We start from the raw sequence: 13113 nt of genomic DNA, 5'->3' as shown, positions 1-13113 counted from the left end.
TTGTTTTGAACGTGGTGATAGCAACGCAGATCGTTTTTCAGAGGGCCCTTTATAAGCTGATAATGGCTGCATTATCCCTGGCTATCTGCACAGGACTGGCTGAAGTTGCACTGGCTTCCGGTGTGCAGCCGGACAAGGCTGTAAACAGTCGGGGAACAGCCGGGTCACATTCAAAATCCGGCCGGCAGGGAGCGTCCGCAGGAGAAGTGGTGTTCTCTACCGGATCAGCAGGCAAAAATGAACGCAGATTGAAACAGCCGGCCTATCGGAGTATCCGCAGCACTGATGCTTCCCGAGCCTTGATTGACCCTGCGCAGCTTCCGGCCGGTTATTGCAGCGTAGTGGAACACATCGCCTCCATCACGCTTAATCCTGCTAACAGTGGCAATACGAATACCCTGATCCCGGGGACAGTCGCAATTCCCCTGGGCAGACACGGGGGAAGTTTTTTTACTGAAATCGATGTTCCGGGTAACAGTGGTTACACTCCGCCCGAAAGGAACATTGCCGAGCCTGTTTATTACAGAATCAGCCTGATGGCAAATGATGGCAATCATTACATAATTACCCGGCAAACCCCTCCCCGGTTTAAACCAGGGGAGACGGTCAGATTCAATGAGGATGGTTTTCTGGAAAAAAGTGATTGTGTGATGCATGAATCCGGACAAATCAGGCCGAACCAAATCAGGCCGAACAGGTAGCGTTTTATAAAGCAGATATTTCCTGGTGTATACCCGGGGGGGCTTGCCAGTACGATTTTACAATCCGCAAAAACGGTAGCCGATGCCCGTTTCCGTCAGCAGATGACGCGGGCGTGAAGGGTCAGTCTCGATCTTCTTGCGCAGATTGGCCATATGTACCCGGACATAGTGCGTATCTTCCATATGGCCCGGACCCCAGACAGCGTGCAGCAGTTGTCTGTGAGTAAGTACGCACTCGGGATGGCTGATCAGGTGGGTCAGCAGGCGATATTCGATAGGTGTCAGATGCAGCACCTCACCAGCGCGGCAGACACTGCGTCTGGCAAGGTCAATACTGATGTCACCAAAGGTAACCGGCGATTCGCCCGGTTGTATCCGGATATGCTGCCGGCGCAGCTGGGCACGCACGCGCGCCAGCAACTCGCCTGCACCGAATGGTTTGACCAGGTAATCATCCGCACCCGTATCCAGCGCTGTAATCTTGTCTGCCTCATGGCTGCGTGCTGAAAGTACGATAACAGGCATGGCCGACCAGGTACGTAAATCACGGATCAGATCCACACCATCACCATCGGGCATTCCCAGATCCAGCACCAGAATATCCGGGCGGCGCGTACCTGCTTCAATCAGACCGCGCTGCAGAGTGGCTGCCTCGAATACTTCATAGCCTTCACTGGCCAGTGCCAGGCGGATAAAACGGCGAATATCCGCTTCATCCTCGATGATCAGAATGCGCACTTCGTTCATGAATTGTCCTTGTCCGGGAGGGCCGCGTGGATCTGGCTGCCATCATCCTGCGGCGGATTTCCCCGCGGCAAAATAATAATGAACCGGGCTCCCGTCACATGTCCCTGTTCAACCCGGTTTTCCCCCCGGATCCTGCCGTCGTGTGCCTGAACGATGGCGCGACAAATTGCCAGGCCCAGTCCGACACCGGGGAGGGTGGTTTCCCTGCCGCCACGCTCAAATTTTCCGAATACGGATTCTTCATTTCCGACAGGTAAACCAGGGCCTTCATCATCGATCGTAATGTGTACATCGTCATCCAGCACTTTTGCCCCGATATGGATGGCCGTACCTGCCGGGGTGTATTTGGTCGCATTTTCCAGCAGATTGACCAGCACACGTTCAAACAGTGCGGCATCCAGATGCAAAAGCGGTAAATTTCCGGCCAGCCGCACTTCGACAGGATGCGTGCTCAATATCGGGTCGCAGGCGGCAAGCGCGCTTCCCACGACTTCTTCCAGCGGCTGCCATTCACGACGCAGCTGAATCCTGCCGGACTCCAGTCGTGCCATGTCCAGCAGATTATTGACCAGCATGCTCATGCGCAGGGCGGACTGATGGATAGCACCGGCTATCTCGGCCTGCGGACCTGTCAGTGGTGGCGATAGCAGATTCAGTGTATCGGCCAGTCCCACCAGTGATGCCAGTGGTGTGCGCAGATCATGCGAAATGGCTGACAGCAATGAATTGCGCAGCCGTTCCGATTCTATTTCTACCGTGCTTTCGCGTGCCACGTCAATGTAATGGATACGTTCGAGTGAGATTGCCAGCAGTGAAGCACAGGTATCCAGCAGCTGACGCTGTTCAGGCGTCAGTAACCCGGTTTGTGGCGGCTGCACAGCCAGTACACCGCGCAGGCGCATGGGCGCCTTCAGCGGTAACATCAGACAGGTGCAGGAGGGCAGAGTATGGGTACCGCGGCCGGCTGCCTCCCCCTTACTGAAACACCATTGCGCCACTGCCATATCAACATCAGCATCGGCCCCGGGCAGTGCCTGCAATTGATTATTATCACCGACCACCAGCAGAGCTGATTTGGCAGCAAATTCAGCCGTGATGAAGTTCGCACTGATTTCGGCCACCTGACCGGCCAGCAGTGTTGCAGACAGATCACGCGACATCTGATAGAGCCTGTGTATGCGCCGTTCCCGCTCGCCGGCGGCATTGGCCTGTGCCCGCAGACTGGCGGTAAGCTGCCCGATTACCAGCGCGACTGCCAGCATGACGGCGAAGGTAATCAGATACTGCGCATCGCTCACTTGCAGTGATAAAAGTGGTGGAGTGAACAGGAAATCGGATATCGCCACTCCCAGAAACGCAGCCAGAACAGCTGGCCCGCGCCCATAGCGCAGTGCTATGCCAACTACCGTGAGCAAAAACAGCATGACGATATTGGTAAGCTCCAGCACGCCATGTAACGAGGTTGCCAGCAGTGCCATCATACCGCAGACCATTGTTGCCACGACGTAACCTGCCCACCGGATGGAAGCGGCACCAGCCATCCATTGGCGCCAGTATGAACTTCCCCGGGTTTCTTTCGGCAGCGGCACCTGGAGTACATCCATATCCGGGGTTTGATCCGCCAGGCGTTCAGTGAATGTCAGTCTCCAGCGTCGCAAACCCGGGCGCCGGCCCAGTACCAGGCGTGAGAGATTATGTTCACGCGCGTAGCGCACCAGTACTTCGATAACCTCGGTGCCTGCGGGCGTAGCTGTGGTGGCACCCAATTCCTGCGCCAGCCTGAGTGCGTGCAGTGCCTGCTCACGTGTACGGTCACTTGCATGCCGTATGGATGGCGTATCAACAAACACCGCATGCCAGCGCAGATTGGATGAGGCCGCCAGCCGCGCCGCACTGCGTACGATCATTTCGCCACCTGATCCGGGACCGATACATGCCAGCAATGCATCGCGTGTTGACCATACAGGCCGATTTGTTGCGCCAGTGCCGGTGCTCAGGCGCCAGTGCTGCATCTGCACATCAACCCGATCGGCTGTGCGGCGCAGCGCCAGCTCGCGCAGTGCAATCAGATTCCCTTTACGAAAGAAATTGGCGGCTGCATGCCTGGCCTGTGTCGGGATATAGACCTTGCCCGCTGCCAGGCGTGCCAGTAATTCATCTGGTGGCAAATCGACCATTACGACTTCCCCGGCGGCATCAAATAAAGTGTCGGGTACCGTCTCCCGTATGCGAATGCCGGTAATGCCGCCAACGATATCGTTCAGACTTTCGAGATGCTGTACGTTCATTGTGCTCCATACGTCGATGCCGGAGGCGAGCAGTTCCTCCACATCCTGCCAGCGTTTGGGGTGACGTGAACCGGGTACGTTGCTGTGTGCCAGTTCATCCAGCAGCACTAACGGTGGTTCAGGGCCATCTGCATGTGCTGCACCGAAGGCCAGTGCAGCATCAAGATCGAATTCCCTGAGTGTATGTCCGCGATGAGGTGTAGCTTTCAGCGGTAACAGGGGCAGGCCGGCGAGCAGTGCCGCCGTTTCCGGACGGCCATGTGTTTCCACCAGACCGACTGCCAGTGGTACGCCTTGTGCCTGTGTGGTACGTGCTGCTGACAGCATGGCGTAAGTTTTACCTACTCCCGCTGATGCGCCAAAGAAAATTTTCAGGCGCCCGTGCTTTGCCTGTTCTTCCTCCTGTTGCACTTGCTGCAACAGCCTGTCGGGATCGGGGCGTTCATCTGGCGGCAGAACCGGAGCAGGCATAATTACTGGTCTCATGACACTTTGGGCGGGTTGATGCTGGTCAATATTGCCATTGTTTTTTATACCAGACCCAGTGCAACGATTATCAGATCAATGGCTTTGATGCCAATGAAAGGCACAATCACCCCCCCCAGGCCGTACACGAGCAGATTGCGGCGCAACAGTGCGGCTGCTCCCGCGGCACGGTACTTCACCCCTTTCAGGGCCAGCGGAATCAGGAACACGATGATCAGTGCGTTGAAGATCACCGACGACAAAATGGCCGACGAGGGACTGGCCAGCTGCATGACATTGAGCGCACTCAGTTGCGGACAGGTGCTGGCAAAGGCTGCCGGGATGATGGCGAAATACTTGGCCACGTCGTTGGCGATACTGAAGGTGGTAAGCGAGCCGCGTGTCATCAGCATCCGCTTGCCGGTCTCGACGATCTCGATCAGCTTGGTGGGGTTGCTGTCCAGATCCACCATGTTACCCGCCTCCTTGGCAGCCTGGGTGCCGGTGTTCATGGCGACAGCCACATCGGCCTGCGCCAGAGCGGGGGCATCATTGGTGCCGTCGCCGGTCATCGCCACCAGCTGCCCCCTGGCCTGGTAGTCGCGGATCAGGGCCAGCTTGTCCTCGGGCGCGGCTTCGGCCAGAAAATCATCCACACCCGCTTCGGCTGCGATGGCGGCAGCTGTCAGGCGGTTGTCACCGGTGATCATCACGGTCTTGATCCCCATGCGGCGCAGCTCGGCAAAGCGTTCCCTGATACCGCCCTTGACGATGTCCTTAAGCTCAACCACGCCCAGCGCACGGCTGCCTTCGGCCACCACCAGCGGTGTAGCCCCGCGGCGCGAGATTTCATCCACGGTGTGTTGCAACTCGCTCGGAAACGATTCACCCAGCGCTTCGATATAACGGCGCACGGCATCGGCAGCGCCTTTACGGATGGTGCGGCCCTCTCCTGCACTGCCCGCCAGATCGACACCGCTCATGCGCGTTTGCGCCGTGAAGTGCACAAACTGTGCTCCCAGTCTTTCAATATCACGCTCACGCAGATTGAATTTCTGCTTGGCCAGCACTACGATGCTGCGCCCCTCTGGCGTTTCATCAGCCAGCGAGGCCAGTTGCGCGGCATCGGCGAGTTGTTTTTCGCTTACTCCGCGCACGGGGATGAAACTGCTTGCCTGACGGTTACCCAGGGTGATGGTACCGGTCTTGTCCAGCAGCAGTACATCCACATCACCCGCGGCCTCCACCGCACGCCCCGAGGTGGCGATGACGTTGGCCTGCATCATGCGGCTCATGCCAGCTACACCGATGGCCGAGAGCAGCCCGCCGATGGTGGTGGGAATGAGGCACACCAGCAGTGCGACCAGCACCGTCACACTGACTGTGCTGCCCGAACCGGCTTGCGCCACGGCAAAGGACGAGTATGGCCGCAGGGTGACGATAACCAGCAAAAACACCAGCGTCAGCCCTACCAGCAGAATATTGAGTGCGATTTCATTCGGTGTTTTTTTACGGCTGGCATTTTCCACCATCGCGATCATGCGATCGACAAACGCTTCACCGGGATTCACTGCCACCCGTGCCACGATCCAGTCCGAGAGCACGCGTGTTCCGCCAGTGATAGCGGAAAAATCCCCCCCTGATTCGCGGATCACCGGCGCTGATTCGCCCGTGATGGCTGACTCATCCACCGAGGCCACGCCGTCGATCACCTCGGCATCGGCGGGAATGACATCGCCCGCTTCAATCAGCACGATGTCGCCACGCCGTAAATGGTCGGTTTCCGTGAGCAGCCATTGCAGCTCCGCGCGTGTGTGCGGGGCCTGATAATCGCCCCTGGCCAGCTTCCTGGCCCAGGTGGTTTTTTTCAGGCCCCGGAGGCTGGCAGCCTGCGCTTTACTGCGCCCTTCGGCCAGCGCCTCGGCAAAGTTGGCAAACAATACTGTGAACCACAGCCACAGGCTGATGGCGAGAATGAAGCCGGACGGTGTTTCGCCTTTGCCTCCCGACGGCTGGAAGAACAGTACCGTGGTCAACAGGGCACCCAGATACACGATGAACATTACCGGATTATGCCACTGTACCCGGGGACTTAATTTGCAGAGCGCATCCTTGCAGGCTTGCCCGATGAGAGTGCGATCCAGCAGGGTCAGTGATTTTTTATCAGGCAAGGTTCCTCCCGCTTTCGGATCAGGGACAGGATGTCATTGAGGGAATGGATGGCTTCAGCGCATCCAGCGCCAGATTCAGGCATAGCACGTTAACGCGCGGCTCGCCGAATATACCGAATACGCGCCCTTCGGTATGCTGCACCAGCAGTTGCTGTACTGATCCGGGTGCCAGGCCGCGCGCTTGTGCAACACGAGCCGCTTGCAGCGTGGCATTGGCCACCGAGATGTGTGGATCGAGTCCGGAGGCGGAAGCCGTTACGGCATCCACCGGCACCAATGCATTAACTGCCAGCCCGTTAGCCTGCCGGTAGGCTGTGGCACGCTGTTTGACGTTATCGATCAGGGTCTGGTTTGTCGGTCCCAGATTACTGCCGGCGGATGCACCCGCATTGTAGGGGCCAGGTATCGTAGCACTGGGACGGGGGTGGAAATAGCGCGGCGAGGTAAACGCCTGTCCGATCAGTCCGGAGCCAACGATGCCCTGGTTGTCAGCGATCAGGCTGCCATTGGCCTGGTATGCAAACAGCAGCTGTGCCACACCCGTAATGGCCAGTGGATACACCATGCCGGTCAGCAGGGCGACGAACAAGGCGCCGCGCACGCAGGGGCCGGACAAACCTTTGAGCGGTGAACCTGGAATAGCGGTTGCAGCAGGAGATGGATTCAAGTGGTTCAAGGTGCGCATTTTTCTCGATCCATTCAGGGATAAAGGTGGCCGCCCAGCATTTGCAGGTGCTCAACCAGCGGCCCCAGGGTCAGTGCGGGCAGGAAGGTCAGGCCACCTGCTGCCAGTGCGACGAATATCAGCAGCCCCATGAACAGTGGGGTAGCGGTGGGAAAAGTGCCAGGGCCGGCTGTCACCGTCTTCCTGGCAGCCAGAGAACCGGCGGCGGCCAGCATGGGCAGCAGCGTGAAATAGCGGCCGATGAGCATGGCCAGACCAATCGTGGTGTTGAAAAACGGTGTGCTGGCGTTGAAGCCCGCAAAGGCCGATCCATTATTGGCAGTCCCTGAGGCGTAGGCGTAGAGCACTTCCGAGAAGCCATGCGGGCCGTGGTTATTGAGGCTGGCTGCCGTATCCGGCCACAGACAGGCCAGTGCGGTGAAACCCAGGATAGATGCCGGATGTGCCAGCACCGCAAGTATCACCAGCCTGATCTCGCGTGCTTCGATCTTTTTTCCTAGAAATTCAGGTGTACGGCCAATCATCATGCCGGCCAGGAACACCGTGAGGATGGCGTACTGAATCAGGTTAATGAAGCCCGTGCCATCGCCGCCGAACACGCAGTTGAGCATCATCTGCGCCAGCGGCACCAGGCCGCCCATGGGCGTAAGTGAGTCGTGCATGGCGTTGACCGATCCCGTCGTCGCTGCGGTGGTGGTGGTAATAAACAGGGCGGTATCGGCAATGCCGAAGCGCAGCTCCTTACCCTCCATGTTGCCGCCGCTCTGTGTGGCCGATTGTTGCTGATCAGCGCCGGCCCGGGCCAGCAGAGGGTTGCCGGCCTGTTCGGCGCCATACACCAGAACCAGAAAACCGATGAACATCACCACAAAGGTGCCGAAGAACACCCAGCCCTGTTTTTTTCTGGCCAGCATCAGGCCAAAGGTCACCGTCAGTGCCGAGGGAATCAGCAGCATCGACAGGATGTGCAGCACATTCGTCAGTGGTGTCGGGTTCTCGAACGGGTGCGCAGCGTTGGTGTTAAAAAAACCGCCACCGTTGGTCCCGATGTGCTTGATGGTCTCGAAGCTCGCCACCGGCCCCAGCATGATCTGCTGGCGCGCGCCTTCCAGGGTGGTGGCCACGGCCTGACTGGACAGCGTCTGCGGTATGCCCTGCCATACACAGATTAGCGCCATGATGAAGCACAGCGGCAGCATTACGCGCCAGAGCACACGCATGAAATCCACCCAGTAGTTGCCCATGTCCTGGCTGCTGGTACGCGCGAGCGCCCGGATGAAGCCGCCCGCCGCCGCCACGCCTGTTGTGGCGCTGCAGAACATCAGAAAGGTGATGGCTGTCATCTGCGTGGCGTTGGACAGGCTGCTTTCACCCGCATAGGCCTGCCAGTTGGTATTGGTGATAAAGGAAGCAGCCGTGTTGAAAGCGAGATCCGGTGCCTGCGCCGTGTTGCCCGGCTCGTTCAGCGGCAGCCAGCCCTGCAGGCGCAGGAGCACATAGCCCAGCGCCATCATGGCGGCGTTGGACAGCAGCAGTGCCAGACTGTAGCGGGCACAGCCCATGCGCTCGGCCGGGTCCACACCCAGCACGCGATAGCTCAGGCGTTCCGGTGCCAGGTGCTGTTCATCTTCAAACAGTTTGGCCAGCCGGTGTCCCATGATGATGGCCAATCCGGTCATTGTTACAAGTACAGCGGTAAAACCGGAAATATCGAGTTCCATGAAACGGATCCCTGAAAAATGAGCTGTTTAAAGACGCTGCAGCACGAATATGAGCCATACGGTAACAGCGAAGAAAACAACCGTGGTGCCGATGAAAATGATGTCCTGCAAGTTGTGTGTGCTCCGATAATCAGAGTTTCTCCAGATGTGACAGGATGTATCCGGGATAAACAACCGGTGCACCTGCAACAGCAAACCAGTGAATGAAAGCGGGTGAGATCAGGGGGCTTCCTTTGCAGCAGTGATTTTATGAGAAAGGAGGTAACACTGTGACCTCTCCCCGGAACATGCGGAGAAATACTGCGACTGTGGAAATCTGGCTGTGATAAAGATTGTATGGGATAGTATCAAGATAATATCAAGGTGGTCTCTGCCATTTATCCGCAAGCTGCCGGCCTGTGTGAAGCATGATCCGGGTAGTGGCTGGCGGGTATTCAGGCGGGGGTGCCCGACTGTCCCGACCTGCAGCGGTAAGTATGCGCCGGGTGAGTCGTCCGCTGCGCACATCGCCCCGTTACAGGGGAATTATGGGGGTAAGTGCAGCAGGCGGGTGGAGACTCCTGCTGGAAATGTTCAGCCTGCAGCTCGCCCTTGTTCTGATTGCCTGAGGGTTTGTTCCAGCCAGATTTCAAGCCCCTGTGCATTGAGTCTGATATCAGTCTGTAATATCGGGAGGGCGGCATCCCGGGTGAGGGTGCACCGGTGAGCAGCAAGCCGTTCCAGGAGCAGATCCTGCAGTGCCTGCATGATGACGGGTTGCCGGTCCTGAATTGCTGCAGCTTGCTGTGCGATGCCGGCAAAGGCATCGATGAGCGTGTGCATTTGCGATGCATGATGTGGAAGGTGGCGAATACGCCCGTAATGCGTGAGAAATGCCTGTTCGGGGTGTAGTGCCATGAGCCGGTTGATGGAAACATGGGCAGCTTCCGGGTCAAACTGTACCGGTGAGGTGGTCGGAAAAACAAATTCCAGTCCGTTGGCATCGAATTCGCGATATGACACTCCAAAGGTATCGCCAGTAAAGATGGATGCACTGCGGGCGTCGTGAATGCAATAGTGATGCCGCGCATGCCCGGGCGTATCCAGCAGCCGTAATGGACGGCCATTCAGTTCGATCACGGTATCATCAGGTGCCTCAATAATACGTTCGGCGGAGATTGGCAGGATTTCACCGTAGACACGCCGGAATTCGGATTCACCGTACACGGCCATGACACCGGCAATCAGCTTCACTGGGTTGGCCATGTGGGATGCTCCCCGCGGGTGCACTACCAGCCTGGCGTTGGGCAGCTGCCGCATGAATTCACTTGCCCCGCCGGCATGATCAAGGTGGATGTGGGTGAGAAAAATATATTCGATTTGTTCGGGAGTAATGTGTTTATGCGCCAGTGCTGCCATGGTACCGGGAACCGAAAAACGGGTGCCGGTATCCACCAGCGCGGCCTTGTCGCCTTCTGTGATCAGGTGAATGGCAGCACGGCCCGGACGATGATAACGTGCATCAATAACACTGATCCCGTCCGGATAATCAGTGATGGCTGGGAGTTGTTCCATAAATAGAGAGGTTTCGGTTATACAGTCTGGCTGAGTTGTTCAAGGATTACCGGATTTTCCAATGTTGAAATATCCTGCGTAACAGTTTCACCTTTTGCCAGGGCGCGCAGGAGGCGTCGCATGATTTTGCCGGAACGTGTTTTAGGCAGATTTTCACCAAACCGGATTTCTTCAGGACGGGCAATCGCACCAATTTCGCTGGTAACCCATTCACGTAAAGCTGCAGCAATTTCAGCAGCTTGCTGATCATCAGGTAATTTTCCTCTTAATACAACGAATGCCACAACTACTTCTCCCCTGATTTCATGCGGTTTTCCGACAACAGCCGCTTCTGCAACCAGAGGATGCGCCACCAGTGCGGATTCGATTTCCATGGTGCCGAGCCGATGACCGGAAACATTCAGTACATCATCAATCCGCCCCATGATCCAGAAATAGCCATCCTGGTCACAATGGGCTGAATCACCTGCGAGGTAGTAGCGGCCACCGGCAATATCTGTCGGGAAATAGGTTTTCTGGAATCGTTCCGGGTCATTCCACAAGGTGCGCAGCATTGAAGGGAATGGACGCTGGATAACCAGAAACCCACCCTTTCCCTGTTCTACCGGATGTCCGGTCTCATCTATCACCGCGGCGTAAATACCGGGTAGCGGGAGGGTGCAGGAACCTGGCTTGGCCGGTACCGCGCCTGGAATCGGGGCGATCATGTGAGAGCCGGTTTCAGTTTGCCACCAGGTATCGACTATCGGGCAGCGTGACTGACCGACAACAGTGTAATACCACATCCATGCTTCCGGGTTGATCGGTTCACCCACCGAACCAAGCAGGCGCAACGAGGAAAGATCATATTTCCCGGGCAGGTCGGAACCCAGTTTGATCAGGGAACGGATGGCGGTGGGTGCAGTGTAGAAGGTCGTGACCTTGTGTTTCTGAATGATTTCCCAGAATCGGCCCGCATGAGGGTAGGTCGGGGTTCCTTCAAAAATCACCTGGGTTGCACCGACAGCCAGCGGCCCGTAGGTAACGTAGCTATGTCCGGTAACCCAGCCTACATCAGCTGTACACCAGAATATATCTTCCGGATGGTAATCAAATACCCATTGCATGCTGATTATCGTGCCAAGCAGGTAGCCGGCTGAGGAATGTTGCACCCCTTTTGGTTTTCCGGTTGAACCTGAGGTATACAGCGTAAATAACGGGTGTTCAGCATTGACCCAGGCCGGTTCGCACTGATCGGGCTGTTGAGCGGTGAGGTCATGCCACCAGCAGTCCCGTTCCGGTCGCCAGGTAATGTCAGCTCCCGTATGCTGGAAGACAATGACGCTGTGAACAGAGGTTGTGCCATCCATTGCCAATGCTTCATCCACGGTTGCTTTTAACGGGTGATGTTTCCCTCCGCGGGTTTGTTCATCAGCGGTGATGATGGCAGATGCACCGGCATCGATGATACGTTCGTGCACGCTTTTTGCCGAAAAACCACCGAACACAACCGAGTGAATTGCGCCAATACGCGCACATGCCTGCATGGCAACCACAGCCTCGATTCGCATGGGCATGTAGATGACAATGCGATCACCCTGGCGGATACCAAGTGATTTCAATCCGTTGGCAAGACGGCAGACCCGGCTGTGCAGTTCACGATAACTGCAGCGGGTTGTCCTGCCTTCGTCAGATTCAAAGATAATGGCAGTTTTTTCGGCCTGGGTAGTCAGATGTCGATCCAGACAATTCCATGAAATGTTCAGTTCACCATCATCGAACCACTTGTAAAAAGGCGGACTGGTATCATCAAGAACACGGGTGAAAGGTTTGTGCCAGGTAATGTACTGTTTTGCAAGTTTTGCCCAGAAACCAGCGTAATCGTGCTCAGCTTCCTGGCGCAGAGCTTCGCAGGCATCTGTCCCGGGCAAATTAGCGCTTCGGGTAAATTTATCGGTGGGCGGAAACACCCGGTTTTCGTGCAAAATTGATTCAATCGTAGCCATACTGTTCTGTTTCCTGTTCTGTTTCCTGTTCTGCTGACCAAGTCTTAATTTAGCGCGCGATTGTAACACTCAGCATGAAAAATCAGAGATGTAAACAATAATTTGACCACTGGCTGTACCTGTACAGGAGTAAATTGATTTTTTCTGAGGCCGGGTTTGTATGATTTTTTCAACGAGGGGCTTTCCGCTTTCTGAAATAGGTGCAGCGAAGGTGTGTTATCGATTTTTGCATTAAGCGTGAAATGAAAGTAAAATCGCGCGGTTCGATATTTTGTACTGAAGCAATAGTTAAAAAAATTAACGGAGAACTGGAAATATATGGCAAATACAGCACAAGCCAAAAAGCGAGTGAGACAAACCGCCAAGCGGCGGGAGCGTAATTTTGGATTGCGGTCCAAGCTGCGTACCGCAATTAAAGGCGTCAGAAAAGCAGTAGCAGCTGGTGACAAAGGTCTGGCTGAGGCTGTGTTCAGAAAAGCAGTAAGCGTTATCGATACAATCGCAGGTAAGGGAGTGATTCACAAGAATAAGGCATCGAGACATAAAAGCCGTCTTTCCGGTGCAGTTAAGGCGATGGGTTGACAGACTGGATTTACAGATCAAAGTTTCTGGAAACAGAGATTGGAAAGGTTGTTGAAAAGTTGTTGTTAAGATAGCTACAAAGGAGAGAGAGATGAGATTAGGGGAGTGGATAAGGGGGGTATTGTTCTGCGCGGGGATAATGCTGTGCGGGGCGGTACAGGCGGACATATCGACGGTACCGGACGAGACTTATGATGCGTTGAAGCTGGATCGG

General features: G+C 56.1%; 10 protein-coding genes. 3 read left to right on the top strand and 7 right to left on the bottom strand.

Annotation, left to right across the window (positions count from 1 at the left end; translation table 11 throughout):
- The first annotated feature begins 62 nt into the window (after positions 1-62).
- Positions 63-701 carry a hypothetical protein gene (locus tag IT527_RS02070; RefSeq protein ID WP_292965867.1) on the top strand — a complete coding sequence of 213 codons (639 nt, stop codon included), beginning with the start codon at positions 63-65 and terminating at the stop codon, positions 699-701.
- Positions 702-758: 57 nt separating this feature from the next.
- Here IT527_RS02070 and kdpE read toward each other — a convergent pair whose 3' ends face one another.
- From kdpE to kdpA, 5 genes are read right to left on the bottom strand one after another with little or no spacing between them, the layout of a single operon-like run.
- Complete coding sequence (gene kdpE / locus IT527_RS02065; protein WP_292965864.1) at positions 759-1448, bottom strand: two-component system response regulator KdpE; 690 nt, start codon at positions 1446-1448, stop codon at positions 759-761.
- Positions 1445-4207 carry a DUF4118 domain-containing protein gene (locus IT527_RS02060; RefSeq protein WP_292965862.1) on the bottom strand — a complete coding sequence of 921 codons (2763 nt, stop codon included), beginning with the start codon at positions 4205-4207 and terminating at the stop codon, positions 1445-1447. Before IT527_RS02060 ends, kdpE begins: the two co-directional genes overlap by 4 nt.
- A 59-nt stretch (positions 4208-4266) precedes the next feature.
- Positions 4267-6372: a potassium-transporting ATPase subunit KdpB gene (gene kdpB, locus IT527_RS02055; RefSeq protein ID WP_292965860.1), complete on the bottom strand. Its 2106-nt coding sequence runs from the start codon at positions 6370-6372 to the stop codon at positions 4267-4269.
- Positions 6373-6391: 19 nt separating this feature from the next.
- Positions 6392-7057: a K(+)-transporting ATPase subunit C gene (kdpC, locus tag IT527_RS02050; RefSeq protein WP_292965858.1), complete on the bottom strand. Its 666-nt coding sequence runs from the start codon at positions 7055-7057 to the stop codon at positions 6392-6394.
- Positions 7058-7071: 14 nt separating this feature from the next.
- Positions 7072-8778 carry a potassium-transporting ATPase subunit KdpA gene (kdpA, locus tag IT527_RS02045; protein ID WP_292965855.1) on the bottom strand — a complete coding sequence of 569 codons (1707 nt, stop codon included), beginning with the start codon at positions 8776-8778 and terminating at the stop codon, positions 7072-7074.
- An 18-nt stretch (positions 8779-8796) separates the two neighbouring features.
- Between kdpA and IT527_RS02040 the strand changes: the two genes are divergently transcribed.
- Positions 8797-8985 (top strand): hypothetical protein, encoded by a 189-nt coding sequence (locus IT527_RS02040; RefSeq protein ID WP_292965852.1) that lies wholly within the window; start codon positions 8797-8799, stop codon positions 8983-8985.
- A 366-nt stretch (positions 8986-9351) separates the two neighbouring features.
- Here the strand turns inward: IT527_RS02040 and IT527_RS02035 are convergent, their stop codons facing one another.
- Together IT527_RS02035 and acs are read right to left on the bottom strand one after the other, a co-directional pair.
- Positions 9352-10332 (bottom strand): MBL fold metallo-hydrolase, encoded by a 981-nt coding sequence (locus tag IT527_RS02035; protein ID WP_292965850.1) that lies wholly within the window; start codon positions 10330-10332, stop codon positions 9352-9354.
- A gap of 17 nt (positions 10333-10349) precedes the next feature.
- On the bottom strand, positions 10350-12317 hold the full coding sequence (gene acs / locus IT527_RS02030) for an acetate--CoA ligase (RefSeq protein ID WP_292965848.1): 1968 nt from the start codon (positions 12315-12317) through the stop codon (positions 10350-10352).
- Positions 12318-12635: 318 nt separating this feature from the next.
- On the opposite strand from acs, the gene rpsT reads away from it, so the two are divergent.
- Positions 12636-12899: a 30S ribosomal protein S20 gene (gene rpsT / locus IT527_RS02025; protein ID WP_292965846.1), complete on the top strand. Its 264-nt coding sequence runs from the start codon at positions 12636-12638 to the stop codon at positions 12897-12899.
- Positions 12900-13113 lie beyond the last annotated feature (214 nt).

The organism is Nitrosomonas sp. (genome assembly GCF_020852615.1).
Lineage (GTDB): Bacteria > Pseudomonadota > Gammaproteobacteria > Burkholderiales > Nitrosomonadaceae > Nitrosomonas.
Note: the sequence above shows the minus strand (reverse complement) of the source record. Positions and strands in the feature narration are given on the sequence as shown.